The 25,593-nt window shown below is 62.0% G+C and carries 23 protein-coding genes; all 23 read left to right on the top strand.

What is annotated here, in order from left to right:
- Window positions 1-91: 91 nt before the first annotated feature.
- Window positions 92-982: a GntR family transcriptional regulator gene (locus JAB6_RS04455; RefSeq protein ID WP_083292531.1), complete on the top strand. Its 891-nt coding sequence runs from the start codon at window positions 92-94 to the stop codon at window positions 980-982.
- A 306-nt stretch (window positions 983-1,288) separates the two neighbouring features.
- Window positions 1,289-1,711, top strand: a complete 423-nt coding sequence (gene sdhC, locus JAB6_RS04450) for a succinate dehydrogenase, cytochrome b556 subunit (RefSeq protein ID WP_070301540.1) — start codon at window positions 1,289-1,291, stop codon at window positions 1,709-1,711.
- A gap of 2 nt (window positions 1,712-1,713) precedes the next feature.
- A complete protein-coding gene (sdhD, locus tag JAB6_RS04445) occupies window positions 1,714-2,079 on the top strand; it encodes a succinate dehydrogenase, hydrophobic membrane anchor protein (RefSeq protein ID WP_034752078.1) in 366 nt (121 codons plus the stop codon).
- A gap of 2 nt (window positions 2,080-2,081) precedes the next feature.
- Entirely contained in the window at window positions 2,082-3,863 is a 1,782-nt protein-coding gene (gene sdhA, locus JAB6_RS04440) for a succinate dehydrogenase flavoprotein subunit (protein ID WP_034752077.1), read from the top strand.
- A gap of 9 nt (window positions 3,864-3,872) precedes the next feature.
- Window positions 3,873-4,583: a succinate dehydrogenase iron-sulfur subunit gene (locus JAB6_RS04435; protein ID WP_034752075.1), complete on the top strand. Its 711-nt coding sequence runs from the start codon at window positions 3,873-3,875 to the stop codon at window positions 4,581-4,583.
- A 117-nt stretch (window positions 4,584-4,700) separates the two neighbouring features.
- The gene (locus JAB6_RS04430; protein WP_034752073.1) at window positions 4,701-4,982 is read left to right on the top strand and encodes a succinate dehydrogenase assembly factor 2; all 282 of its coding nucleotides are present in this window, start codon (window positions 4,701-4,703) and stop codon (window positions 4,980-4,982) included.
- 122 nt (window positions 4,983-5,104) lie between these two features.
- Window positions 5,105-6,406: a citrate synthase gene (gene gltA, locus JAB6_RS04425; RefSeq protein WP_034752071.1), complete on the top strand. Its 1,302-nt coding sequence runs from the start codon at window positions 5,105-5,107 to the stop codon at window positions 6,404-6,406.
- A gap of 99 nt (window positions 6,407-6,505) precedes the next feature.
- Entirely contained in the window at window positions 6,506-6,847 is a 342-nt protein-coding gene (locus JAB6_RS04420; protein ID WP_070301539.1) for a helix-turn-helix domain-containing protein, read from the top strand.
- Between the two features lie 216 nt (window positions 6,848-7,063).
- Window positions 7,064-7,606, top strand: a complete 543-nt coding sequence (locus JAB6_RS04415; protein WP_034752067.1) for an NAD(P)H-dependent oxidoreductase — start codon at window positions 7,064-7,066, stop codon at window positions 7,604-7,606.
- Window positions 7,607-7,835: 229 nt separating this feature from the next.
- Window positions 7,836-8,810: a LysR family transcriptional regulator gene (locus JAB6_RS04410; RefSeq protein WP_070301538.1), complete on the top strand. Its 975-nt coding sequence runs from the start codon at window positions 7,836-7,838 to the stop codon at window positions 8,808-8,810.
- A 257-nt stretch (window positions 8,811-9,067) separates the two neighbouring features.
- Window positions 9,068-11,920, top strand: coding sequence for a 2-oxoglutarate dehydrogenase E1 component (locus tag JAB6_RS04405; protein ID WP_034752063.1), 2,853 nt, complete (start codon window positions 9,068-9,070; stop codon window positions 11,918-11,920).
- Between the two features lie 117 nt (window positions 11,921-12,037).
- Window positions 12,038-13,294, top strand: coding sequence for a 2-oxoglutarate dehydrogenase complex dihydrolipoyllysine-residue succinyltransferase (gene odhB, locus JAB6_RS04400; RefSeq protein ID WP_070301537.1), 1,257 nt, complete (start codon window positions 12,038-12,040; stop codon window positions 13,292-13,294).
- Window positions 13,295-13,388: 94 nt separating this feature from the next.
- Window positions 13,389-13,778, top strand: a complete 390-nt coding sequence (locus JAB6_RS04395) for a PspC domain-containing protein (RefSeq protein WP_034752060.1) — start codon at window positions 13,389-13,391, stop codon at window positions 13,776-13,778.
- A complete protein-coding gene (gene lpdA, locus JAB6_RS04390; protein ID WP_070301536.1) occupies window positions 13,768-15,198 on the top strand; it encodes a dihydrolipoyl dehydrogenase in 1,431 nt (476 codons plus the stop codon). Before JAB6_RS04395 ends, lpdA begins: the two co-directional genes overlap by 11 nt.
- Before the next feature lie 70 nt (window positions 15,199-15,268).
- Window positions 15,269-16,366, top strand: coding sequence for a cell division protein ZapE (gene zapE, locus JAB6_RS04385; protein ID WP_034752052.1), 1,098 nt, complete (start codon window positions 15,269-15,271; stop codon window positions 16,364-16,366).
- A gap of 16 nt (window positions 16,367-16,382) precedes the next feature.
- A complete protein-coding gene (locus tag JAB6_RS04380; protein WP_070301560.1) occupies window positions 16,383-17,102 on the top strand; it encodes a hypothetical protein in 720 nt (239 codons plus the stop codon).
- A gap of 128 nt (window positions 17,103-17,230) precedes the next feature.
- Window positions 17,231-17,431: a YdcH family protein gene (locus JAB6_RS04375; RefSeq protein WP_034752051.1), complete on the top strand. Its 201-nt coding sequence runs from the start codon at window positions 17,231-17,233 to the stop codon at window positions 17,429-17,431.
- Between the two features lie 94 nt (window positions 17,432-17,525).
- On the top strand, window positions 17,526-19,529 hold the full coding sequence (locus JAB6_RS04370) for an ATP-dependent DNA helicase (protein WP_139143282.1): 2,004 nt from the start codon (window positions 17,526-17,528) through the stop codon (window positions 19,527-19,529).
- A gap of 270 nt (window positions 19,530-19,799) precedes the next feature.
- Window positions 19,800-20,405, top strand: coding sequence for a toll/interleukin-1 receptor domain-containing protein (locus tag JAB6_RS04365; RefSeq protein WP_034752049.1), 606 nt, complete (start codon window positions 19,800-19,802; stop codon window positions 20,403-20,405).
- A gap of 19 nt (window positions 20,406-20,424) precedes the next feature.
- Window positions 20,425-22,890 carry a tetratricopeptide repeat protein gene (locus JAB6_RS04360; RefSeq protein WP_083292530.1) on the top strand — a complete coding sequence of 822 codons (2,466 nt, stop codon included), beginning with the start codon at window positions 20,425-20,427 and terminating at the stop codon, window positions 22,888-22,890.
- A 95-nt stretch (window positions 22,891-22,985) separates the two neighbouring features.
- Window positions 22,986-23,723 (top strand): 5'/3'-nucleotidase SurE, encoded by a 738-nt coding sequence (gene surE / locus JAB6_RS04355; RefSeq protein ID WP_034752048.1) that lies wholly within the window; start codon window positions 22,986-22,988, stop codon window positions 23,721-23,723.
- Between the two features lie 9 nt (window positions 23,724-23,732).
- On the top strand, window positions 23,733-24,623 hold the full coding sequence (locus JAB6_RS04350) for a protein-L-isoaspartate(D-aspartate) O-methyltransferase (protein WP_070301534.1): 891 nt from the start codon (window positions 23,733-23,735) through the stop codon (window positions 24,621-24,623).
- 42 nt (window positions 24,624-24,665) lie between these two features.
- Entirely contained in the window at window positions 24,666-25,586 is a 921-nt protein-coding gene (locus JAB6_RS04345) for a peptidoglycan DD-metalloendopeptidase family protein (RefSeq protein ID WP_083292529.1), read from the top strand.
- Window positions 25,587-25,593 lie beyond the last annotated feature (7 nt).

Raw genomic sequence — 25,593 nt, 5'->3', positions numbered from 1 at the left:
TCTGTCAATCATATCTTATGTCTTATATAAGACAGATAACTACGTCTGTTTTACTGGACGCGGGCAGTGATTTGTGTTGAAATGTCGGACTATGAATTCCGCCTCGTCCAATCTGACCAACAATGCCACTGCTGCAAGCGGGGCGGTCAGTCCGACCGCGGGCACCACGGCCACGCCTGTCGCCACTGCGGCTAGCAGCGCCGCCACCCCTGTCGCCAGCGTCAATGCCACTACCGCCGCCGTGTCCGCGCCTGCCGCGACCGCTTCTCCCACCTTCAGTCCCCTGTACCAGCAGATCAAGGCGCTCATCACGCAGAGCCTGCAATCGGGCGAATGGAAGCCGGGCGAGCTGATTCCCAGCGAAGTCGAACTGGCAGGCCGCTTCAAGGTCAGCCAGGGCACGGTGCGCAAGGCCATCGATGAACTGGCCGCCGAGAATCTCGTCATGCGCCGCCAGGGCAAGGGTACTTTCGTTTCCACCCACCATGAGGCGCGCGCGCATTTCCGCTTCCTGCGCCTGGTGCCGGACGAAGGCGTGCCGCATTATCCCGAAAGCAAGTTTATCGAAGTCAAGCGCGTGCGCGCGCCGGCCGACGTGGCGCGCCTGATGGACCTGAAGTCCGGCGACGCCGTCATCTTCATCAAGCGCGTGCAGTATTTCGACGGCGTGCCGACCATCGTCGAGGAGCTGTGGCTGCCCGGCCTGATCTTCAAGGGCCTGACGGCCGAGCGCCTGGTGGAATACAAGGGCCCCATGTACGGCCTGTTCGAAACGGAATTTGGCACGCGCATGATACGCGCGTCCGAACAGATCCGCGCCGTGTGCGCCGACGCGGGCGCCGCGCAATTGTTAAATATCGACCTCGGCACGCCCTTGCTCAGTTCCGAGCGCGTGTCGTTTACCTACGGCGACAAGCCGGTCGAACTGCGCCGGGGCTTGTACCTGACCAGTCGCCATCATTATCAGAATGAACTCAGCTGAAGCGGCGGGGCGCCTGCGGGCGTCCGAACAAGCAGCAAGGCTGAAGTGCATCGCTTGCAAGATGCCTGCCGCAAGGCGGGCAACGGAGACAACGGAAAGCGCAGCGACAGCATGGCCCGCCCCGGCGGGCCGTGTTTTGCCGGCGATTCTGTAATTAAATTACGTGAACTACGGAAAGTAGCGCGGTATTTTGTAGTAAAAAACCATTTTGGTTATATGTAACAATAGATATTGGTATGGGTTGCGAAAATCGGCGAAAATCGCGGCTTCAATATTTAGTTGAAATTCAAAGGGGAGGTTTTTGTTATGTCTGAAGCCGTAAGAGAAGTACCAAAAAAAGAACGGCCGCAATTCCGTAACATTCATGTTACCGAATTGTCGAACTACCGCATGGCTGTCGGCGCCATCGTCTCGATCCTGCATCGCATCAGCGGTTTCATCATTTTCGCCTTGCTGCCATGTATCCTGTGCATGCTGGAACTGAGCCTGCGTTCCGAAATGTCCTACGCCTACTTCCAGGGCATCGCCTCGCACTGGTTCGTCAAGCTGATCACCCTGGGCCTCGTCTGGGCCTTCCTGCACCACTTCTGCGCCGGTATCCGTCACCTGTTCATGGACGTGCACGTTGCCATCGAAAAAGATTCGGCACGCAAGACCGCGTCGTCCGTGCTGGTCGTGAGCCTGGTGTTGACGGCCTTGGTCGCTTTGAAACTGTTTGGAGTATTTTAAACATGGCAGACAATAATATCGGACCGAAACGCCTCGTCGTCGGTGCCCATTACGGCTTGCGCGATTGGCTGGCGCAACGCGTTACCGCCATCGTCATGGTGGCCTATGTGGCCATCCTGCTTATTTCTTTCCTGACCGGCAGCAACTTCAGCTATGAAGGCTGGGCTGGTCTGTTCGCACAGCAGTGGTTTAAATTGTTCAGCCTGGTGACCTTCGTCGCCCTGTTCTACCACGCATGGGTCGGCGTACGCGACATCTGGATGGACTACGTGAAAAGCGCTGGCCTCCGTCTGACCCTGCAAATTGCCACCATGCTGTGGTTGATCGCTTGTGCCGGCTGGACGGTACAGATACTCTGGAGTGTGTAATCGTGGCAGCATATAAATCTGCAATCCCTACCCGCCGCTTTGATGCGGTTATCGTTGGCGCCGGCGGTTCCGGCATGCGCGCGTCGTTGCAGCTGGCTGAAGCCGGCCTGAACGTCGCTGTTCTGTCGAAAGTTTTCCCGACCCGCTCGCACACCGTTGCGGCGCAGGGCGGTATCGGCGCGTCGCTCGGCAACATGGCCGAAGACAACTGGTTCTGGCACATGTTCGACACCGTCAAGGGTGGCGACTATCTGGGCGACCAGGATGCCATCGAATTCATGTGCCGCGAAGCACCGAAGGTCGTGTACGAACTGGAACACTTCGGCATGCCATTCGACCGCAACCCTGACGGCACCATCTATCAGCGTCCATTCGGCGGCCACACGGCCCACTTCGGCGAAAAGCCGGTGCAGCGCGCTTGCGCGGCAGCCGACCGTACCGGTCACGCGCTGTTGCACACGCTGTACCAGCGCAACGTCCGTGCGCGTACGCACTTCTTCGTCGAATGGATGGCACTCGACCTGATCCGTGACGCCGAAGGCGACGTGATCGGTGTTGTTGCGCTGGAAATGGAAACCGGCGAATGCATGATCCTGGAAGCAAAAACGACGGTCATGGCAACGGGCGGCGCAGGCCGTATCTTCGCCGCGTCGACGAATGCGTTCATTAATACCGGCGACGGCATGGGCATGGCGGCACGCGCCGGCCTGCCGCTGCAGGACATGGAATTCTGGCAGTTCCACCCGACCGGCGTGGCCGGCGCGGGCGTATTGATCACCGAAGGCGTGCGCGGCGAAGGCGGCATCCTGATCAATAGCGAAGGCGAACGCTTCATGGAGCGCTATGCGCCGACCCTGAAAGATCTGGCGCCGCGCGACTTCGTCTCGCGTTCGATGGACCAGGAAATCAAGGAAGGCCGCGGCTGCGGTCCGAACAAGGACCACGTGATGCTGGACTTGCGCCATATCGGCGCCGACACCATCGCCAAGCGCCTGCCGTCGATCCTGGAAATCGGCCACAAGTTCGCCAACGTTGACGCCACCAAGGAACCGATTCCTGTCGTGCCGACGATTCACTACCAGATGGGCGGCATTCCGACGAACATCCACGGCCAGGTCGTCACCCCGACCGGTCCGGATAATTCGGCCAAGGTTGTCAACGGCCTGTACGCGATCGGCGAATGCGCCTGCGTGTCCGTGCACGGCGCCAACCGCCTGGGCACGAACTCGCTGCTCGACCTCGTGGTCTTCGGCCGCGCGGCCGGTAACCACATCGTCAACAGCGGCCTGAAAGCCAAGGAAAACAAGCCTTTGCCAGCCGACGCAGCCGATTTTGCCATGGGCCGCCTGGCGCGCCTGGAAAATTCGACCGGCTCGGAAACCGTGCAGGGCGTGGCGAATGACATCCGCGCAACGATGCAGAAATACTGCGGCGTGTTCCGTACCGACGAGATGCTGAACAAGGGCGTCGAAGAAATCATGAAGCTCGACGAGCGCCGCAAGCACGTCTCCTTCAAGGATAAATCGATGGTCTTCAACACGGCCCGCGTGGAAGCGCTGGAGCTGGACAACCTGATCGAAACGGCGAAAGCGACCATCGTTTCGGCGGCAGCGCGCAAGGAATCGCGCGGCGCCCACGCCCAGGACGACCATCCGCAACGTGACGACGACAACTGGATGAAGCACACTCTGTGGTATTCGGAAGGCAACCGACTGGAATACAAGCCAGTCGTGACCAAGCCGCTGACGGTTGATACCTTCAAACCGAAACCACGTACTTTCTAAGGCTATACCATGGCACGCACTCTTAAATTCAAAATCTACCGCTACGATCCTGACCAGGATGCCAAGCCGTACATGCAAGACCTGACGGTCGAACTGAAAGACACCGACAAGATGCTGCTCGACGCACTGCAGCGCATCAAGGCGGACGTCGATGACTCGCTGGCCCTGCGCCGCTCGTGCCGCGAAGGCGTGTGCGGTTCGGACGCGATGAACATCAACGGCAAGAACGGCCTGGCATGCACGACCAACCTGAACGAACTGTCGGAGCCTATCGTGCTGCGTCCGTTGCCAGGTTTGCCGGTCATCCGCGACCTGATCGTCGACATGACGCAATTTTTCAAGCAGTACGATTCGATCAAGCCTTTCCTGATCAACGATTCGATCCCGCCTGAAAAAGAACGCCTGCAATCGCCGGAACAGCGCGAAGAACTCGATGGGCTGTACGAGTGCATCCTGTGCGCATGCTGCTCCACGTCGTGCCCGTCGTTCTGGTGGAATCCGGACAAATTCGTCGGCCCGGCCGGCCTGCTGCAAGCCTACCGCTTCATCGCCGATTCGCGCGACGAAGCCACCGGCGCGCGTCTGGACAACCTGGAAGACCCTTACCGCCTGTTCCGCTGCCATTCGATCATGAACTGCGTCGACGTCTGCCCGAAAGGGTTGAACCCGAACAAGGCGATCGGCAAGATCAAGGAATTGATGGTCCGCCGCGCGATCTGATCCCCCTGATCGCATCCGCCGGGCGCCGTTTGCGGGAAGAGGGTATCCTCTCTTGCCTGCAGGCGGCGCCTGCAAAGCAGCACCGTGCCGCAAGGCACACGTAAAGTGGTAAACCAAATGACAGAATCAATTTTGTCCTCGCATCAGGCCGACCCGGCCAACCGCGCCCGCCTGCGCTGGCGTTCACGCCGTGGCCTGCTGGAAAACGATATTATCCTGACCCGTTTTCTCGATGCGTATGAAACCGAATTGACCGATGAAGAAGTTGACGCGCTGACGCGTTTGCTGGATTTATCGGACAATGCGTTAATGGATCTGGTACTGGCCCGTAAAGAGCCGGAAGGCGAAGTCGATCTGCCGCATGTGCGCGCACTGCTGCAACGACTGCGCATTGCCTAGACGCCTGGGCGATATATTGCAAACGGTGCGAGTGGCGCGCTGTAGCACTGCCGAATTGCGGTGCGAATTGCAGCCAGAATTTTTGATTTTAATTTCGACTCACTCCCGAGAAGGAAGAGCCCATGAATATCTCTGACACAAAAGCTACCCTGTCGTTCTCCGATGGCAGCCCATCGCTTGAATTTCCAATCTACAAAGGCACGGTTGGCCCGGACGTCATCGACATCCGCAAACTGTACGCCGGTAGCGGCAAGTTCACCTACGACCCAGGCTTTATGTCGACGGCCGCCTGTAACTCGTCGATCACCTACATCGACGGCGACAAGGGCGAGCTGCTGTACCGTGGTTACCCGATCGAACAGTTGGCCGTCAACGCCGACTTCATGGAATCGTGCTACCTGCTGCTGAACGGCGAACTGCCGAACGCGGCGCAAAAAGCCAAGTTCGTCGACACCGTCACCAAGCACACGATGGTGCACGAACAGATGCAATTCTTCTTCCGTGGCTTCCGCCGCGACGCGCATCCGATGTCGGTCCTGGTGGGCACCGTCGGCGCGCTGGCATCGTTCTACCATGACTCGCTGGACATCAACGACCCGCGTCACCGCGAAGTGTCGGCCATCCGCCTGATCGCCAAGATGCCAACCCTGGTCGCCATGACCTACAAGTACTCGGTCGGCCAGCCGTTCGTGTACCCACGCAACGACCTGTCGTACAGCGCTAACTTCATGCACATGATGTTCGCCAACCCGTGCGAAGAGTACAAGGTCAACGACGTGCTGGTGCGCGCCCTGGACCGTATCCTGATCCTGCACGCGGACCACGAGCAAAACGCATCGACATCGACCGTCCGTCTGGCCGGTTCGTCGGGCGCCAACCCGTTCGCCTGTATCGCTGCCGGTATCGCCTGCCTGTGGGGCCCTGCCCACGGCGGCGCCAACGAAGCGGCACTGAACATGCTGAAAGAAATCGGCACCGTCGAGAACATTCCTGCCTTCATCGCGCAAGTCAAGGACAAGAACTCCGGCGTCAAGCTGATGGGCTTTGGCCACCGCGTGTACAAGAACTTCGACCCACGCGCCAAGCTGATGCGTGAGACGTGCTACGAAGTGCTGCAGGAACTGGGTCTGCAAGACGACCCGCTGTTCAAGCTGGCGATGGAACTGGAAAAGATTGCACTGAACGACGAGTACTTCGTGTCGCGCAAACTGTACCCGAACGTCGACTTCTACTCGGGCATCGTGCAATCGGCGCTGGGCATCCCTGTGTCGCTGTTCACCGGTATCTTCGCCATGGCCCGTACGATCGGCTGGATCGCCCAATGGAACGAAATGATCGCCGACCCAGAGCAAAAAATCGGCCGTCCGCGCCAGCTGTTCGTCGGTTCGACCACGCGCGAAGTACTGCCACTGGACAAGCGTTAATCCAGAGCGGTATCTAGCGAACAAAAAAACGGGCTTCGGCCCGTTTTTTTATGCCGGACTGTTATGCTCGGGCCCTGGTTCAACAGGAAACACAACGCGATGAATGAAGAAACCTGCGCCCCCGGCGGCGTGGCCCTTGGCGATACGGCCTTCGGCTATACCTTGTCGCTGATCGGCGGCAAATACAAGATGCTGATCCTGTATGCGCTGGCGGAAAACACGGTGCTGCGGCATAACGAACTCAAGCGCCATCTCGGCGGCATCGCCTTCAAGACCCTCAGCGTCGTGCTGAAGGAACTGGAGGCAGATGCGCTGATCGTGCGCAAGGAATATCCACAAGTGCCGCCCAAGGTGGAATATTCGCTCTCAAGCAAGGGCGCCTCGCTGATCCCCGTGCTGCATACCTTGTGCGAGTGGGGCGAGCGGCACCAGCCAATCTGATCCTGATACGCATGGCAAAGCGCCATTCTATAATCAAGTAGCTTACTTTTTGTATGGTATAAGTAGTAAATGTGCGTACTTGTATAAAGTACTCGCCATGGTTATGCTGTTTTTGCCTCTGCGGGCGCAACCACGCGCCACGGGGCAGGGTACCGGCTTGCCTGCTTTTCTGTGAACGCGGGGCCGGTGCATCCATCCCATTTCAGGAAAAACAGCATGTTGAAAACCCTCGTTATCGTCTTCCATCCCTCCATCGGCACGTCGGTCGCCAACAAGCGCTGGCTGCAGGAGCTGGCGCAGTATCCCGACCGCTACACCATCCACGATGTGCACCAGGCTTACCCCGACGGCATCATCGACGTGGCACGCGAGCAGGCGCTGGTGGAAGCGCACGCCAATGTGGTCTTGCAGTTCCCCGTGTACTGGTTCAACTGTCCGCCCTTGCTCAAGCAATGGCTCGACGAGGTGCTGGCGTATGGCTGGGCCTACGGCACGGGCGGCGATGCCTTCAAGGGGAGAAAAGTGGCGCTGGCCGTGACGGCAGGCATCCGCCAGGAAGACTTCACGCCGGAAGGCAAGTGGAACGTCACCCTGGCGCAGCTGCTGGCGCCGTTCGATGTCACCCTGGCGTATATCGGCGCCGACAACCGCCGCTTCTTTGCCTTCTATGGCGCGGAAGACGGGCCGAAGGAGCCGGACTATGCCGGGCGGCTGGCACGCAGTGCGCAAGAGTATGTAGGTTTCCTGGCCGCGCTGTAAGGCAGCGGGGCCAGCCTCAGTGCAATGCCGCTCGCCGCTGGCGGCGATGGTGTGCGCTAACTGCGCCGCATCGGAACGGCTCCCAAAGTGCGGAAGAGGCGGGCGGCGTGGGCAAACATATTCTTCTTTCCGTATTGAATGCTCTCCCGCTTTTCGACCAGGCGCGCCAAATAGGGTAGATTGCGATATATAGTTGCATGGATCGGATGAATCAAGGGAGTATCACCGCATGGACCGTATCACCGCCGCACAAGTATTCGTCGCCATCGCCGATCGGGGCAGTATGGTGGCCGCCAGCGAGACGCTCGACATGTCGCGCGCCATGGTGACGCGCTACCTGGCCGAGATGGAAGAGTGGGCGGGGGCGCGCCTGTTGCATCGCACCACGCGCCGATTGAGTCTGACGGATGCGGGCGAGGCCACTCTGGCGCGCTGCCGGCAAATGCTGGAGGTGGCCGGCGCCATGGCCGTCACCTCGCCCGAGGGCATCGACACGCCGCACGGTTTGCTGCGCATCACCTGCTCGCAATCGCTGGCGCAGACTGCGCTCGCTGGCGCAGTAACCGCTTACCTGCGACGCTACCCGCGCGCGGCCGTCGACCTGCAGATGGAGAACCGCGCCGTCAACCTGGTGGAGCAGCGCATCGATCTGGCGATCCGTATCACCAACGCGCTCGAGCCGAACCTGATCGCGCGCCAGCTGGCCAGCTGCGCCTCGGTGGTGTGCGCCGCACCATCGTACCTGGCCGCGCACGGCACGCCGCGCCGGGCGCAAGACCTGGCCCTGCACAACTGCCTGACGTACACGTATTTCGGCAAGAGCCTGTGGCAATTTACGCACGACGGGGAAGCGCTCACTGTCCCCGTCAGCGGCCGCCTGTCGGCGAATGAGTCGCTGGTGTTGCTGGTGGCCACGGTGGCGGGGGCGGGCATCGCCATGCAGCCGCGCTTTTCGGCCGCGCCGCTGATCGCCAGCGGGCAACTGGTGGAGCTGCTGTCCGCATACCAGCCGCAGGACATGGGCATCTATGGCGTCTACACCTCGCGCCAGCACATGTCGCCGCTGCTGCGCACCATGCTCGACTTCCTGGTGGAATGGTTTGCCTGCGACCCCGATTGGCTGGCGGCCATCGCGGCGCCGCTGTTGCCGGGCAGACCAGTTGGGCGCAAGCGGCATGCCGGCAGGGCCACCGATGTGCTGTAAGCACAACAGTGACAGGCTTGCAAGCCCGGGAAAATCAACAACACAGCTTACATTTGCTTGCCAAATAAAATTCAACTTGCCGTTGTTGCGTTACAATACCGCGTGCTATTCTAAATGACGGTATGCAGAATGCTGGTGCAATAAAAAAGCCCTTCCCCACAACTTGATGTGCAATCCGCTAACCGGTCAGGCCGTGTCGCGGAAGGTTAGATTAACCCGCTAATTCCTCGCGAAGCGCGAAGAAAGGTGAGCAATATATGCAGCAATTAACGACCAACTCCTACCTGTTCGGTGGGAATGCTCCGTACGTGGAAGACCTGTACGAGGCATATTTGAACAACCCAGGCTCGGTACCCGATAACTGGCGTTCCTACTTCGACGCAATGCAGCACGTGCCTGCCGTCGATGGCACCAACAAGCCTGACGTGGCGCATGCCTCCGTCGTCGCCTCGTTCGCCGAGCGCGCAAAAGCTGGTCCGATCCGCACAGTGACCGCTTCCTTCGATGCTGAAATGGGCCGCAAGCGCGTCGCCGCCACGCAGCTGATCGCCGCTTACCGCTACCTCGGTTCGCACTGGGCGAACTTGGATCCGCTGCAACGCCAGGAACGTCCGATGATCCCTGAGCTCGAGCCGAGCTTCTACGGTTTCACCGACGCTGACATGGACACCGTGTTCAACATCAGCAATACCTATTTTGGCCCCGAGACCGCCACCCTGCGCGATCTGCTCAACTATCTGCGCGATACCTACACGCGTTCGATCGGCGCCGAATTCATGTACATCTCCGACCCGGCCGAAAAGCGCTGGCTGCAAGAGAAACTGGAATCGATCCGCTCCACCCCGAATTTCACCCCAGAGAAAAAAATCCACATCCTCGACCGCCTAACCGCGGCTGAAGGCCTGGAACGCTATCTGCACACCCGCTACGTGGGCCAGAAGCGCTTCTCCCTGGAAGGCGGCGAAACCTTCATCGCCTCGATGGATGAAACCATCCAGCGCGCCGGCGAAAAAGGCGTGCAGGAAATCGTCATCGGCATGGCCCACCGGGGTCGCCTGAACGTGCTGGTCAACACCCTGGGCAAAGCGCCGCAGGAACTGTTCGAAGAATTCGAAGGCAAGCATGGCGACGACCTGCCTGCCGGCGACGTGAAATACCATCAAGGCTTCTCGTCGGACATCTCCACCGCAGGCGGCCCGGTCCACCTGTCGCTGGCGTTCAACCCGTCGCATCTGGAAATCGTCAACCCTGTGGTCGAAGGTTCCGTCAAGGCCCGCATGGATCGCCGCGGCGACGCGCAGGGCGCGCAAGTGCTGCCTATCCTGGTGCACGGCGATGCCGCTTTCGCCGGCCAGGGCGTGGTCATGGAAACGCTGAATCTGGCGCAAACCCGCGGCTACCATACCGGCGGCACGGTGCATATCGTGATCAACAACCAGATCGGTTTCACCACCTCGGATCCGCGCGATGCCCGCTCGACCCTGTACTGCTCGGACGTCGTCAAGATGATCGAAGCACCGGTCCTGCACATCAACGCCGATGATCCGGAAGCCGTGGTGCTGGCGACGCAGATCGCGCTCGACTACCGCATGGAATTCAAGAAGGACATCGTCCTCGACATCATCTGCTACCGCAAGCTTGGCCACAACGAGCAAGATACGCCGGCACTGACGCAGCCACTGATGTACAAGAAGATCGGCCAGCATCCAGGCACCCGCAAGCTGTACGCGGACAAGCTGGTAGCGCAAGGCGTGATCCCTGCCGATGGCGGCGACAAGATGGTGGCCGCATTCCGCGACGCCATGGACGCCGGCAAGCATACCGTCGATCCAGTCATCTCGAACTTCAAGAACAAGTACGCCGTCGACTGGCTGCCGTTCCTGAACAAGAAATGGACCGATTCGGCTGACACCGCCGTGCCGATGACGGAACTGAAACGCCTGGCCACCCGCATCACCACCGTGCCGGAAGACTTCAAGGTCCACTCGCTGGTTGAAAAAGTACTGGGCGACCGTGGCACCATGGGCCGTGGCGAAATGAACCTGGACTGGGGCATGGGCGAACACCTGGCCTACGCTTCGCTGGTATCGTCCGGCTATGCCATCCGCCTGACCGGACAGGATGCCGGCCGCGGCACCTTCGTGCACCGCCACGCCGTGCTGCATGACCAGAACCGCGAGCGTTGGGATGCAGGTACCTACATTCCGCTGCAAAACGTGTCGGACAACCAGGCGCCGTTTACCGTCATCGACTCGGTGCTGTCCGAAGAAGCCGTACTGGCCTTCGAATACGGCTACTCGACCGCTGAACCGAACACGCTGACGATCTGGGAAGCCCAGTTCGGCGACTTCGCCAACGGCGCGCAAGTGGTGATCGACCAATTCATCAGCTCCGGCGAAGTGAAGTGGGGCCGCGCTTCGGGCCTGGTCATGATGCTGCCGCACGGTTACGAAGGCCAGGGTCCTGAGCACTCGTCCGCACGTCCTGAACGTTTCCTGCAGCTGTGCGCAGACAACAACATGCAAGTGGTGCAGCCGACGACGGCTTCGCAGATCTTCCATTTGCTGCGCCGCCAGATGGTGCGCCAGTTCCGCAAGCCGCTGGTCATCCTGACGCCGAAGTCGCTGTTGCGCAACAAGGATGCCGGTTCGCCGCTGACCGACCTGGCCAAGGGCGGTTTCCAGACCGTCATCGGCGAAGTCGACGACAAAATCGACGCCAAGAAAGTCAAGCGCGTGGTCGCCTGCTCGGGTAAGGTCTATTACGACCTGGTCAACGCACGCAAGACCCGCGGCCAGACCGACACGGCCATCGTGCGGCTGGAACAGCTGTATCCGTTCCCGCACAAGTCGTTCGCTGCTGAACTGAAGAAGTTCCCGAACCTGGTCGAAGTCGTCTGGGCACAGGACGAGCCGCAAAACCAGGGCGCCTGGTTCCAGATCCAGCACAACATCTTCGAAGGCCTGGAATCGGGTCAGCGTCTGGCCTACGCCGGCCGTCCTGCTTCGGCGTCGCCTGCTGTCGGTTACTATGACAAGCACTACGCCCAGCAAAAAGATCTGCTGGAAACGGCATTCTCGAAGCTGAAGGGTTTTATCCTGACCAAGTAAGTGGCAGGATAAGGGGCGCCATGCGATTGCATGGCGCCTGCTTGCATACATCATGACGGAGCGCCGTCCTTGCTACGCAGGGGCGGCGCCGCAATAACAAAATAAACGGAGTTTTACATGGCACAAATCGAAGTCAAAGTTCCCCAGTTGTCGGAATCGGTTGCAGAAGCGACCCTGCTGGCATGGCACAAGAAAGTCGGCGAAGCAGTTGCGCGCGACGAAAACATGATCGATATCGAAACCGATAAAGTCGTGCTGGAACTGCCGGCGCCAGCCGCTGGCGTGATCGTTCAAATCATCAAGGCTGACGGCGCTACCGTCGTCGCCGGCGAAGTCATCGCCATCATCGACACCGACGGCTCGGCCAAGGTCAGCCCGATGGAAGTGTCGGCCGTGCCTGCGCCAGCCCTGGCCGCCGCCGCGCAAGACGCTTCGAGCGCGTCCGCTCCAGCCGCTGCGACCAAAGGCGATGTCGCCATGCCTGCCGCTGCCAAGATCCTGTCCGAAAAAGGCCTGTCCGCTGGCGACGTCGCCGGTTCGGGCAAAGACGGCCGCGTGACCAAGGGCGACGCCCTGGCCGCTTCCGCCAAGCCAGCTGTCGCGCCGCTGGCGCCAGCCGCTGCCAAGCCAGCGCTGCAACAAGTTGCCACGCCATCGGCCGCCAACCTGGGTGACCGTCCGGAAGAGCGCGTGCCGATGAGCCGCCTGCGCGCACGTATCGCCGAGCGCCTGCTGCAATCGCAATCGACGAACGCCATCCTGACCACGTTCAATGAAGTGAACATGCAGCCGGTCATCGACCTGCGCAACAAGTACAAGGACAAGTTCGAGAAAGAGCACGGCGTCAAGCTGGGCTTCATGTCCTTCTTCGTCAAGGCCGCCGTCGCCGCCCTGAAAAAGTACCCGATCATCAATGCCTCCGTTGACGGCAACGACATCGTCTACCACGGCTACTTCGACATCGGTATCGCTGTCGGTTCGCCACGCGGCCTGGTCGTGCCTATCATCCGCAACGCGGACCAGCTGTCGATCGCCGACATCGAGAAAAAAATCGGTGAATTCGGCGCGAAAGCCAAGGAAGGCAAGCTGACCCTGGACGACCTGACGGGCGGCACGTTCTCGATCTCGAACGGCGGTACCTTCGGCTCCATGCTGTCGACCCCGATCATCAACCCGCCACAATCGGCCATCCTGGGCGTGCATGCGACCAAGGACCGCGCTGTTGTCGAAAACGGCCAGATCGTGGTACGTCCGATGAACTACCTGGCCATGTCCTACGACCACCGCATCATCGACGGCCGCGAAGCTGTCCTGGGCCTGGTGGCGATGAAAGAAGCGCTGGAAGATCCTGCACGCCTGCTGCTGGACCTGTAAGCACTGTAGTCCCCCGGCGTAGCCGCCGGGGCAATGTAGCTGATACCCCTTGCCAGAAGACGCAGCTGGCTGATCTCAATGAAAGAGGATTCCTATGAACATCTCTGAAGAAATCAAGCGTCTGCACGAGTTGCACCTGGCGGGCGCCCTGAGCGACGCGGAATTCGCGCAAGCGAAAGCCAAGCTCCTGAGCAATATCAACCTGGACAAGCCGGGCAGCACGTCCGGCGCCGGCGCCGATGCGGCTGCCGGCCCGGCGAACGACCTGGTGCAGGAATTCAACCGCCTGCGCCGTTCGCGCAACGACCGCTGGCTCGGCGGCGTCTGCGGCGGCCTGGGTCGCGCTTCCGGCATGGAAGCGTGGATCTGGCGTCTCGTCTTCGTCCTGTTTACATTGACCTTCGGCTTCGGCGTGGTGATTTACCTTCTATTGTGGATTTTCGTACCAGACGAAGAGATTGGAATAACAAAACATGAGTACTAAACAATTTGACGTAGTTGTCATCGGTGCGGGCCCTGGCGGCTACATCGCCGCCATCCGCGCAGCGCAGCTGGGCTTTTCCGTCGCTTGCGTCGACGAGTGGTCGAACGCCAAGGGCGGCGCCGCTCCTGGCGGTACCTGCACCAACGTCGGCTGCATTCCGTCGAAAGCGCTGCTGCAATCGTCCGAGCACTTCGAACACGCGGGCCACAGCTTCGCCGAGCACGGCATCGACGTCGCCGGCCTGAAGCTGAACCTGGGCCAGATGCTCAAGCGCAAAGACACCGTCGTCAAGCAAAACAACGACGGCATCCTGTACCTGTTCAAGAAGAACAAGATCGCCTTCTTCCACGGCCGCGCCGCTTTCGCCGCTGCCGCCACTGGCACGTATGACATCAGCGTGACGGGCGAAGCCAACGAAACCCTGAGCGCCAAGCACGTGGTTATCGCCACGGGTTCGAACGCACGCGAACTGCCGGGCGCACCATTCGACGAGAAACTGATCCTGTCGAACACGGGCGCACTGGCCATCGACGCCGTACCAGCCAAGCTGGGCGTCATCGGTGCCGGCGTGATCGGCCTGGAAATGGGCAGCGTCTGGCGCCGCCTGGGTTCCGACGTCACCGTGCTCGAAGGCCTGCCGGTCTTCCTGGGCGCCGTCGACGAGCAGATCGCCAAGGAGGCGTCGAAGCTGTTCACCAAGCAAGGCTTGAAGATCAACCTCGGTTGCAAGATTGGTGCGATCACGCCAGGCAAGAAAGACGTCACCGTGGAATTCGTGGACGCCAAGGGCGAAGCGCAAAAAGCCGTATTCGACAAGCTGATCATCTCGATCGGCCGTACGCCGAACACGAATGGCCTGGGCGCCGACAAAGTCGGCCTGCAGCTGGATGAACGCGGCTTCATCGCCGTCGACGGCGACTGCAAGACCAACCTGCCGAACGTCTGGGCTGTGGGCGACGTCGTGCGTGGCCCGATGCTGGCGCACAAGGCGGAAGAAGAAGGCGTTGCCGTGGCCGAGCGTATCGCCGGCCAGCATGGCCACACCAACTTCAACACGATTCCTTGGGTCATCTACACCTCGCCGGAAATCGCGTGGGTCGGCAAGACCGAGCAAACCCTGAAGGCGGAAGGCATCGCCTACAAGGCCGGTACCTTCCCGTTCATGGCCAACGGCCGTGCGCGCGCGCTGGGCGACACCTCGGGCATGGTGAAATTCCTGGCCGATGCGACCACCGATGAAATCCTCGGCGTGCACATCGTCGGCCCGATGGCGTCCGAACTGATTTCCGAAGCCGTCGTGGCGATGGAATTCAAGGCCTCGGCCGAAGACATCGCGCGCATCTGCCACGCTCACCCATCCCTGTCGGAAGCGACCAAGGAAGCGGCATTGGCTGTTGACAAGCGTACGTTGAACTTTTAATTGTAGTTAGTCCTGCAAGGGCGCTCGCGGATTTTTTCCGCCGGCGCCCTTGTGCGTTAAAGCGAATCCCATGAACGTAGAAGAGTTTTACCAGCACGCGTTGCAGAAGCGTGATTTCAAGGCCGATGCCGCCCAGCGGCGCGCGGTCGACCGCCTGCAGCTGTGCTATGACGAGTGGGTGGCCTACAAGGGCCAGCGCTCGAGCACCTTCAAGCGCCTGCTGAACCGTCCTGCCGTGCCGAAAGGCGTGTATATGTGGGGCGGAGTAGGACGCGGAAAATCGTTCCTGATGGACAGTTTTTACTCGGTCGTGCCCCTCGTGCGCAAGACGCGTTTGCACTTCCATGAATTCATGCGCGGCGTGCACCAGCAGCTCGATGAGTTGAAAGGCGTGGCCGACCCGCTCGACGAAGTGGCCAAGCGCATCGCCAAGAAATACCGTCTCATCTGTTTCGATGAATTCCACGTTTCCGACATCGCCGACGCGATGATCCTGTACAACCTGCTGTCGGCCCTGTTCGCCAATGGCGTGTCCTTCATCATGACGTCGAATTACGACCCGGACCTGCTTTATCCGGACGGCCTGCACCGCGACCGCATGCTGCCGACCATCGCGCTGCTCAAGGACAAGCTCGACGTGATGAACGTCGACGCCGGCGTCGATTACCGCGGCCGCGCGCTGGAGCAGGTGGAAAGCTACTATACGCCGCTGGGCGCGGAGACCGACAAGGCCCTGCGCGACGCCTACACGCGCATCGCCGAGACGGCCGACGAAGACGCGCGCATCCGCATCGAGAGCCGCGAAATCCACTGCCTGCGCCGCGCCGGCGGCATCATCTGGTTCGATTTCGCCACCTTGTGCGGCGGTCCCCGCTCGCAAAATGATTACCTGGAAATCGCCAGCCGCTTCCATACGGTGATATTGTCCGGCATACCGGCCATGTCGGCGGCGCAGTCGTCCGAGGCGCGCCGCTTCACGTGGTTGATCGACGTGTTTTATGACCAGAAGGTCAAGCTGATCATGTCGGCCGAAGTGCCGCCGGATGAGCTGTACACGAACGGTATGCTGGCCAACGAGTTTCACCGCACCGTTTCGCGTATCATCGAGATGCAATCGCGTGAATACATGGAAAAAGAACAGCGCGGCGCGGCCGACGCGATCGTTTGAGGCAGGGATAATGAACATGATGGCAAATACACTATACAAGCTGGGTGCGGCGCTGGGCCTGGTCCTGGCGTTGTCCGCCTGCGCGCACCAGGGTGCCGCGGCATTGGATGAGGTCGGCGCACCGCAGGTGCCCGCGACCCTGTCCGTGGAAGAAGCGGACGCCAAGCTGAAGCAGTCGGCCAGCGAGCGCGAGGCGGCGGAAAACGAGTTTGCCGCGCGCGAACTCGAGTGCTACGACAAGTTTTTCGTGAATAGCTGCCTCGACAAGGCCAAGGAAAAGCGCCGCCTGATCCTCGTGCGCCTGCGCGCCGTCGATGCGGAAGCGAACTATTTCAAGCGGGCCGAATCCGTGCGCCTGCGCGATATCGACCTGGCCAGGACGCAGGAAAGTGCGCGCCTCGATGCCGAGCAGCGAGCCGCGGCCGTGCCCAAGCCCGTGAAAGTGGTCACGCCCGAGCCGGCGCCGCCCAAGCCGCAAGGCAAGAGCCTTGCCGAACGCGAGGCCGAGCAAGCGGCGAAGGTGGCGAAACAGGCTGCCGACGATGCGGCCGAGGCGCCGCGCCGCGCGGCCCGTGAAGCCGCCTATGCGAAAAAACAGGCGGATGCCGTGGAGCGCCAGAAACGGGTGGCGCAACGCCTGGCCGAGCGCCAGGCCGAAGCGCAGGCCAAGGCTGCCAAGGCGGCGGCCGCCGCTGCCAGCGCGCCGGCCGTAGTGCCTGTGCCGCCGGCCAATTAAGACTGCCGTGCAAGGGGGCGCCGGAAATGGCGTGCCCTAAGGCGCGCGGCAGGTTAAACTACGCACCATGGCTGCCTGCGCGCGCCGGTTTCCCAACATTGTTACTAACACTGCCTGGAACGCAACACATGAGCGATGCACAGCAAATAGAGCGGCGCCTGATTGAACTCAACGTGGAACACCGCGACCTCGATGCCGTCATCGAGTTGCTGATACTCGATGGCCACCATGACGAGCTGCAGCTGCGCCGCCTGAAAAAGCGCAAATTGCAATTGAAGGATCACATCACCTTGCTGAAAATGCAGTTGGTGCCCGACGTTCCCGCCTGAGGGGCGCCAGTAGCGTCCAGTCCAGCCTTCACCTAAGTATATTTTGACCGATCACAATTCATTGCCAGTAAACCCAGATGGCCAGCCGGCCGATCTGCAAGCCAGTCTGCCAGCCGAACCGCAGGCGGCGCCTGGCAAGCACGATGCCGACATCGAGCGCCTGTTCGGCGCCGGCGGCCCGCTCGGTCCCGCCGTGGGCAGCTACAAGCCGCGCCGTTCGCAAACGGAAATGGCGAAAGCCATCGCCAGCGCCATCGACAGCCAGACGACCCTGATCGCCGAGGCGGGCACGGGCACCGGCAAAACCTTCGCTTATCTGGTGCCGGCCCTGATGTGGGGCGGCAAGACCATTGTATCCACGGGCACGAAGAACTTGCAGGATCAATTGTTCCTGCGCGATATCCCCACCGTGCGCGCCGCGCTGCAGGCGCCCGTTTCCGTTGCCTTGCTCAAGGGCCGCTCGAACTACGTCTGCCACTATCACCTAGAACGCACCCTGCAGAACGGGCGCATGACGTCGCGCGACGACGTGGGCCATCTGCGGGAAATCTCGCGCTTCATCAAGATGACCAGTTCCGGCGACAAGGCCGAGCTGGCCAAGGTGCCGGAAAACGCCATGATCTGGAACCTGGTGACGTCCACACGCGACACCTGCATGGGCGCCGAATGCCAGTACTACCAGGATTGCTTCGTCATGAAGGCCCGCAAGGAAGCACAGCAGGCCGACGTGGTGGTGGTCAACCATCACTTGTTCTTTGCCGACGTGGCCCTGAAAGACACGGGCGTGGCGGAGTTGCTGCCGTCGGCCAATACCATCATCTTCGATGAGGCGCACCAGCTGCCCGATACGGCCACTTTGTTCTTTGGCAATACGGTATCGACGTCGCAAATCCTCGAACTGTGCCGCGACGTGTTGGCCGAAGGCCTCGCGCACGCGCGTGGCATCGACTGGGCCAAGACCGTCACGGTGGTGGAAAAGGCGGCGCGCGACCTGCGTCTGACCTTCCCGCAAGACATCGTGCGCATGTCCTTGCCGCAGATCGCCCCGTCAAGCGACTTTTTCCCCGCGCTCGACACCCTTAAGGATGAGCTCGACGGCATGGTGGCCGTGCTGGAAACCCAGGCGGAACGGGCGGAAACGCTGGAGCAGTGCAGAGTGCGCGGCGTCGAGCTGGCGCAGCAGCTGAGCGGCTGGAAGTTCGATCCGAAAGCGAAAGTGGCGGCTGGCGAGGAAGCCGTGTTCTGGGTGGAAGCGTTTTCCAGCTCCTTGCAGTTGCATAAAACGCCATTGTCGATCGCGCCGATCTTCAACAACCAGCGCGAAGGCACGCCGCGCAGCTGGATTTTCACGTCCGCTACCCTGGCCGTGAAAAACGATTTCAAGCATTTTTCCGAACAGATGGGCTTGACGGGCGAGCCGTCGCATACGTGGCCGTCGCCGTTCGACTATGGCCAGCAGGGCTTGCTGTTCGTGCCGCAAAACCTGCCGCAACCGAACTCGCTCGGCTACACGGACGCCGTCATCGACTGCGCCTTGCCCATCATCGAGGCGGCGGGCGGGCGCACCTTCTTCCTGTGCACCACCTTGCGCGCCGTCAAGCGGGCCGCCGAGCGCCTGGCCGACGAATTCAGGCAGCGGGGCCTGAACTTCCCCCTGTTCGTGCAGGGAGAAAAGGGCCGCACGGAATTGCTCGACCAGTTCCGCGCGGCCGGCAATGGCGTGCTGATCGGTAGCCAGAGCTTCTGGGAAGGCGTCGACGTGCGTGGCGATGCGCTGTCCCTCGTTATCATCGATAAGCTGCCGTTCGCGCCGCCCGACGACCCCGTGCTGGCTGCGCGCATCGAAGTGATGGAAAAGCAGGGTAAGAACGGCTTCATGCACCATTCGCTGCCGGAAGCCATCATCAACCTGAAGCAGGGCGCGGGCCGCCTGATCCGCGACGAAGGCGACCGGGGCGTACTGATGATCTGCGATCCGCGCCTCATTTCCAAGCCGTATGGCAAGCGCATCTGGCAAAGCCTGCCGCCGTTCAAGCGCACGCGCGATACCGCCGAAGTGGTGGAGTTCTTCCGCAACCTGCCCGCCAAGGGCGCTTAAGCTCCGCTTGCCGGCGCCATCCGCGCGCCGGCTTATTTCCCTTTGTTATCAAGCGAGTAGCGTTTTCCGCGCGGCGCCCGCTTGCGCGCCTGGTATGCCAGAAAGCGGCGTGATCACGCCAGTTTCTGGCATTGTGACGCATGTCCAGGACGCCAGACACATCTTTGCGCCAGCGCAAAAAGGTTGTTGCTGAGCGGTCTACAGTGAGCCCATGCCTTACAGGGGCAATGCGCGGCGATGGCAGGGCCGCACGGGGAACAGGGGGATGCCATGGAGATCCGCTACGGCTGTTTCTTGAGTTATGCACACGGCCAATATGCGTTCATGAACAAGTTCAAGAATGACCTCATCGAGGCGCTGGCGTGCTATCTGGAGCCGCACCTGGACCGCGAGGAGGTCCTGTTCATCGACAGCGAGCAGCTGGGCGGCGGCGACGATATCGACCTGCGCGTGGCGCGCGCCATGTGCCAGAGCGTCTGCATGATCGTGCTGTACACGCCCAAATATGAAGCGCACGGCTATACGCGGCGTGAATTTGCCGCCATGCAGCTGATCGAGCAGGAGCGGCGCGCCTGGTATGAACTGCCCAGCCACCTGATCATCCCCATCATCATGACGCGCCATCCGGACGGCTTGCCGCCGCAAATCACCGAGTCGGGCCTGTACGTCGATTTTTCCGGCTACACGCTGGCCAGCGGCGACCTGAAGTCAAACCCTCAATATCTGCCCGACATCGAACGCATCGTGCAGCGCATCGCCACGCATTACCACTTGCTCAAGCGGTCAACACCGCCCGGCCACGATTGCAGCCGTTTCGTGTTGCCCGATATTCCACCGGAATGGCGCGCCATTCCGCCTCCCCACTTTCCACGTTAATCACGTAAAAGGTCCTGTCATGGAATGCCAACGCCTCTCCCTGCCGCCTTTGAGCGCCCCTGGCGAAGTCGTCACTTTCTATTCCTACAAGGGCGGTACCGGCCGCACCATGGCCTTGTCGAATATCGCCGTCCTGCTGGCGCGCCGTGAAAACGCCAGCGTGCCCGTGCTGATGCTGGACTGGGACATGGAAGCGCCGGGCCTGCACCATTATTTCGAGCAGCACGAGGAGCGGCCGGGCGTGCTCGAGTTCTTCGAAGCGTGCCGCCAGCAGCTCGAACGCATCAGCCTGGAAACGGCGGGCGGGCGCGCCGGCGGACAGGGCGGTGGGCGCGAGGACGCGGCGCTGGCCCAGCGCGTGCTCGACGCCATCGACTGGCAGCAGTACGTGGTGCGCGTCGACCAGGGCAGTCCGCTGTACCTGATGCGCGCGGGGCGCTTCGACGCCAGCTACAGCGAGCGACTGGCGCAGATGCGCTGGGATCAATTGTTCGACACGTGCCCGGCCCTGTTCCGCTGCTTCGCCGATACCCTGGCCCAGCATTTCCGCTATGTGCTCGTCGATTCGCGCACGGGCCGCACGGACAGCGCCGGCATCTGCACTACCTTGCTGCCGAAAAAGCTCGTGGTGGTCTTCACGCCGAACCGGCAAAGCCTGGAAGGCGTCGACGCGCTCGTCACGCGGGCCATCGAGTACCGCCGCAGCCATGAAGACGAACAGCGCCCGCTGCTCGTGTATCCCTTGCCCTCGCGCATAGAAATGGGCGATGGCGCGCAGCGCGCCGAGTGGCGCCGCGGCGACGCGCACAAGGGCATCGCCGGTTTCCAGCCCATGTTCGAGCGCCTGCTGCGCACTTCCTACGGCTTGCCGCAGATCGCCCTCGACAGCTATTTCGACGAAGTCCAGCTGCAGCAGACGAAAACCTTTGCCTATGGCGAGCAGCTGGCCGTGCGCATTGACCAGGGCGGCGACCGATTTTCCCTCACGCGCACCTTCGAAGCCTTTTTGCAGTGGCTGACGGGCGGCTACTTCCCCTGGCAGTCGAGCCGTGAAATCGCCTTGCTGGGCGCCATCAGCGAAGCGCGCCAGGCCTTGCTGGCCGAGCCGGGCCGCGCCGTGGCCCTGCCGCTGGCGCGCGACCTGGCCCGTTTGGGCGAGCTGTACCGCAAAGATGGGCGCAGCGCCCAGGCGCTCGACGCCTTCCGCCAGAGCGTCGAGATCCGCGTGCGCCTGCTGGGCGAGGAGCATCCCGACAGCCTGGCGTGCAAGAGCGGCATGGCGCGCCTGCTGCGCCAGCTGGGCAAGTTCGATGAAGCCCGCTTCCTGGAAGAAGACGTGCTCGACGTGCGCGAGCGCGTGCTGGGCAGCGAACATCCCGACACCCTGGCCGCCCGGGCCTGCCTGGCGCAAACCCTGTTGCTGCAGGGCGAACTGGCGGCGGCGCTGCTGCTGCAGGATACGGTGCTGGCCACCTATGCGCGCCAGCTGGGCGGCGAGCATCCGCTGACCCTCGATGCGATGGATGGCCGCGCCGCCACCTTGCTGCGCATGGGCCGGCTGGCGCAGGCGCAGCAAGTGCTGGGCACGGTGGTGGCGGCGCGCGAGCGCCTGTTTGGCGCCGAACATGGCGATACCTTGCGCAGCAAGCTGGCCCTGGCGCAGGCGCTGGGGCGCGAAGGCGACCTGGAGGGTGCGCGGCGCTTGCTCGCCGCCGTGCTGCAGGTGCAGGAGCGGCGCCTGGGCAGCGACCATGCGGCCACCTTGTCCACGCGCGACTTGCTGGCCGACGTCGTGGCCGGGCAGGGCGACTGGGCCGGCGCGCGCCAACTGCACGAAGACCAGGTGGCGGCGCGCGAGCGCACGCGCGGGCTCGACCATCCGGAAACCCTGATGAGCCAGCGCAAGCTGGCCGAGGCGCTGCTGCGGCGCGGCGAGCTCGATGCGGCGCGCAGCGTGCAGGAGCAGGTGCTGGAAGTGCATGCGCGCCTGCTGGGCGAAGACCACCTCGACACCTTGCACAGCAAGACGCAATTGGCCGGCACCCTGCAGCAGCAGGGCGACAGCGAGGCGGCGCGCCTGCTCGAAGATGCCGTGCTCAGCGGCAGCGACCGGCTGTTGAACGCCCCCGTCACCGGGCATGCGGACAGCGTGCTCGACGGCGCGCGGCATTTGCAGGAAACCATCCTGGCCGGCCGCGCCAACGGCCACGAAGGGGCCGAGCCGGACACCCTGGCCAGCATGATCTCGATGTTGCAAGGCATGATCGAGCGGGAACAGTATGCGCAGGCGGGCGAACTGGCCGAACATTTGAAGTCTTGCCTGCTGCGCCCAGGCGTGCCAGGCAAGCTGCGCAGGCGCGGCATGGCGCAGCTGAAAAGAATGTACAAGTTGCAAGGCGACCTGAATGCCTTGCTGGCCTTGCAGGAAGATGAAGTGCAGGCGCTGGAAGGGGCGTTGTCGGAAGCGCGCATCGAGCAGCGCTGACCTGGGTGCGCCATCTTCGCGCGGCGGCACAAAAAATGCTGCCTATCGGCGTGCGGCATGCGCAGTGTGGGCATTGCTTCAGGTAAAATCTCGTTATGAGAATTCTTATCAGTAACGACGACGGTTACCTGGCGCCCGGCCTGGCGGCATTGGCCGACGCGCTCGCACCCATCGCCGACATCGTCGTGGTGGCGCCCGACAGCAATCGTTCGGGCGCGTCCAATTCCTTGTCCCTGGACCGGCCCTTGTCCGTGCACAAGGCCGCCAACGGCTTTTACTTTGTCAACGGCACGCCCACCGACTGCGTGCACGTGGCGCTGACGGGCATGCTCATCGAGCGCCCCGACCTGGTGGTCTCCGGCATCAACAACGGCCCCAACATGGGCGACGACACCCTGTACTCGGGTACCGTCGCGGCCGCCACGGAAGGCTATCTGTTCGGCATTCCCGCCATCGCCTTTTCCCAGTCGCAGTTCGGCTGGGCCAATCTGGACGCGGCCGCCCGCGTGGCCAGGGAAATCGTCGAGCGCCAGTTTGACGCCCTGCAAAAACCGTATCTGCTGAACGTGAACATCCCGGCCATCCCTTACGAGCAATTGCAAGGCGTGGTGGCCACGCGCCTGGGCAAGCGCCATTCGGCCGAGCCAGTCATCCGCGCGCTCGACCCGCGTGGCCGTGAAATCTTCTGGATCGGCCCCGCCGGCGCGGCCAAGGAAGGCGGTCCGGGCACGGATTTCCATGCCGTTGAACATGGAAAAGTATCGATCACGCCGCTGCAGATCGACCTGACCCATACCACCCAACTCGATGCGCTGGCAAAAGGCCTGGCATGACCGCTCACTATGACTGACAAGCCGCGTACCTTCCCCCTTTCCCTCGATTCGCTGGCCGGCAAGCCCGCCAGGCAGGGCGGGGGGCAGTCGCTGGCCCAGTCCCGGATCGCCACGCCGCAGACGGCCACGCAGAATGCGGCGCAGAACGCGGCGCGCGGCGTCGCGCAGCCATATGGTGCGCACGCGGCCATCGCGCCGTCGCGCGCGCAAGCAATCGCCAATGAGCGGGCGCAACCGGCCGTCGTGTCGCCGCCGCGGCAAAACCCGCTCGTCTCGGAAGCCGTGCGCCGGGCCATGGTGGCCCGCGTGGCGAAGCAGGGTGTCAAGGACCAGGTCGTGCTCGACGCGCTGCAAGCCGTGCCGCGCCACATGTTCATGGACGAGGCGCTGGCGTCGCAGGCGTATATCGACGCCTCCTTGCCCATCGGCCACCACCAGACCATTTCGCAGCCGTACATCGTGGCGCGCATGATCGAAGTGATGCGCCAGGGCGGCAACTTGCAGCGCGTGCTGGAAATCGGCACCGGTTGCGGCTACCAGGCCGCGGTGCTGTCGCTGGTGGCGAAGGAGGTGTATTCGATCGAGCGCATCCGGCCTCTGCACGAGCTGGCGAAGGCCAATCTGCGCCCGCTGCGCGTGTCGAATCTGCGCTTGCAGTACGGAGATGGTATGCTTGGCCTGCCGCAGGCGGCGCCCTTCGACGGGATCATCCTTGCCGCAGCCGGCCTGGAAGTCCCGCAAGCCTTGCTGGAACAGCTGGCGCCCGGCGGGCGTCTGGTTGCGCCGGTGGGGGCTAAATTGCAACACTTACAACTCATTACCCGGGTGGGGAAAATGGAATGGACCAGCCAGACCCTGGAAGATTGCCATTTCGTGCCTTTGCGCCCGGGCACCATATGATCCCCGGATCAGCTAGCAAGCAGGACATACAATTACATGCGAATGATTAAGAAAAGTAACATACTTCTATGTAGCATCACCTTGGCCGCGCTGTTGAGCGGTTGCGGCACGACGGGCGTCCAGGCGCCCGTCGTGGAGCGCCACCCAACGAGCAGCAGCGCCGCCGCCAGCGATCCGCGCGACCGCGACCCGGCCTATTACACGGTCAAGCGCGGCGACACCCTGTTGCGCATCGCCCTCGAGCACGGCCAGAATTACCGCGACCTGGTGACCTGGAACGACTTGAGCAACCCGAACGACATCAAGGTCGACCAGGTGCTGCGCGTGCTGCCGCCAACTGGCGACACGGGCGGCGCGCAAACGTCGGCCATCGTCATGCCGCCGTCGACGGAAATCAAGCCGGCCGCGCCTGTCGTGCCGAAGAAAACGGGTCCGCGCGGCGAGAAGCGCGCCTATTCCGACGCCACCCTGGCCGAGCTGCGCGCCGATGGCGGCACCAGCGACGCCAAACCGGCGCCAGCGCCGGCGGCAACCGTCGCCGCTGCACCGGCCTCCGCCGCCGCGGCAGCCCCTGCCGCATCGGCGCCTGGCGAAGACAAAATCAGCTGGATGTGGCCTTCCGAAGGCAAGGTCATCGGCACTTTCGACGAAGGCAAGAACAAGGGTGTCGATATCGCCGGCAAGGCGGGCCAGCAAGTGGTGGCCGCCGGCGCGGGAAAAGTCATGTATGCCGGGAGCGGAATCCGTGGTTATGGTAATCTTGTCATCGTGAAGCACAGTAATAGTTTATTGTCGGCGTATGCGCATAACCGCAGCATCCTGGTGAAGGAAGGGCAGAACGTCAATAAAGGCCAGGCCATCGCTGAAATGGGCGATTCCGATGCCGACCGCGTGAAGCTGCACTTTGAAATCCGCCAGCAGGGCAAGCCTGTCGACCCTTCGAAATTCCTGCCTAACCGTTAGGTAAAGC

The sequence above is a fragment of the Janthinobacterium sp. HH104 genome (assembly GCF_001758715.1).
GTDB classification, from domain to species: Bacteria; Pseudomonadota; Gammaproteobacteria; order Burkholderiales; family Burkholderiaceae_D; genus Janthinobacterium; species Janthinobacterium aestuarii.
Note: the sequence above shows the minus strand (reverse complement) of the source record. Positions and strands in the feature narration are given on the sequence as shown.

Bases quoted from the DNA above. Each gene is read 5' to 3' on its own strand.
- JAB6_RS04435 (WP_034752075.1), top strand. From the start codon at position 3,873: ATGGCACGCACTCTTAAATTCAAAATCTACCGCTACGATCCTGACCAG.
- JAB6_RS04455 (WP_083292531.1), top strand. From the start codon at position 92: ATGAATTCCGCCTCGTCCAATCTGACCAACAATGCCACTGCTGCAAGC.
- zapE (WP_034752052.1), top strand. From the start codon at position 15,269: ATGAACGTAGAAGAGTTTTACCAGCACGCGTTGCAGAAGCGTGATTTC.
- JAB6_RS04430 (WP_034752073.1), top strand. From the start codon at position 4,701: ATGACAGAATCAATTTTGTCCTCGCATCAGGCCGACCCGGCCAACCGC.
- JAB6_RS04345 (WP_083292529.1), top strand. From the start codon at position 24,666: ATGATTAAGAAAAGTAACATACTTCTATGTAGCATCACCTTGGCCGCG.
- JAB6_RS04375 (WP_034752051.1), top strand. From the start codon at position 17,231: ATGAGCGATGCACAGCAAATAGAGCGGCGCCTGATTGAACTCAACGTG.
- JAB6_RS04350 (WP_070301534.1), top strand. From the start codon at position 23,733: ATGACTGACAAGCCGCGTACCTTCCCCCTTTCCCTCGATTCGCTGGCC.
- gltA (WP_034752071.1), top strand. From the start codon at position 5,105: ATGAATATCTCTGACACAAAAGCTACCCTGTCGTTCTCCGATGGCAGC.
- sdhC (WP_070301540.1), top strand. From the start codon at position 1,289: ATGTCTGAAGCCGTAAGAGAAGTACCAAAAAAAGAACGGCCGCAATTC.
- JAB6_RS04380 (WP_070301560.1), top strand. From the start codon at position 16,383: ATGATGGCAAATACACTATACAAGCTGGGTGCGGCGCTGGGCCTGGTC.
- JAB6_RS04360 (WP_083292530.1), top strand. From the start codon at position 20,425: ATGGAATGCCAACGCCTCTCCCTGCCGCCTTTGAGCGCCCCTGGCGAA.
- lpdA (WP_070301536.1), top strand. From the start codon at position 13,768: ATGAGTACTAAACAATTTGACGTAGTTGTCATCGGTGCGGGCCCTGGC.
- JAB6_RS04395 (WP_034752060.1), top strand. From the start codon at position 13,389: ATGAACATCTCTGAAGAAATCAAGCGTCTGCACGAGTTGCACCTGGCG.
- odhB (WP_070301537.1), top strand. From the start codon at position 12,038: ATGGCACAAATCGAAGTCAAAGTTCCCCAGTTGTCGGAATCGGTTGCA.
- JAB6_RS04405 (WP_034752063.1), top strand. From the start codon at position 9,068: ATGCAGCAATTAACGACCAACTCCTACCTGTTCGGTGGGAATGCTCCG.
- sdhD (WP_034752078.1), top strand. From the start codon at position 1,714: ATGGCAGACAATAATATCGGACCGAAACGCCTCGTCGTCGGTGCCCAT.
- JAB6_RS04415 (WP_034752067.1), top strand. From the start codon at position 7,064: ATGTTGAAAACCCTCGTTATCGTCTTCCATCCCTCCATCGGCACGTCG.
- JAB6_RS04410 (WP_070301538.1), top strand. From the start codon at position 7,836: ATGGACCGTATCACCGCCGCACAAGTATTCGTCGCCATCGCCGATCGG.
- JAB6_RS04365 (WP_034752049.1), top strand. From the start codon at position 19,800: ATGGAGATCCGCTACGGCTGTTTCTTGAGTTATGCACACGGCCAATAT.
- JAB6_RS04420 (WP_070301539.1), top strand. From the start codon at position 6,506: ATGAATGAAGAAACCTGCGCCCCCGGCGGCGTGGCCCTTGGCGATACG.
- surE (WP_034752048.1), top strand. From the start codon at position 22,986: ATGAGAATTCTTATCAGTAACGACGACGGTTACCTGGCGCCCGGCCTG.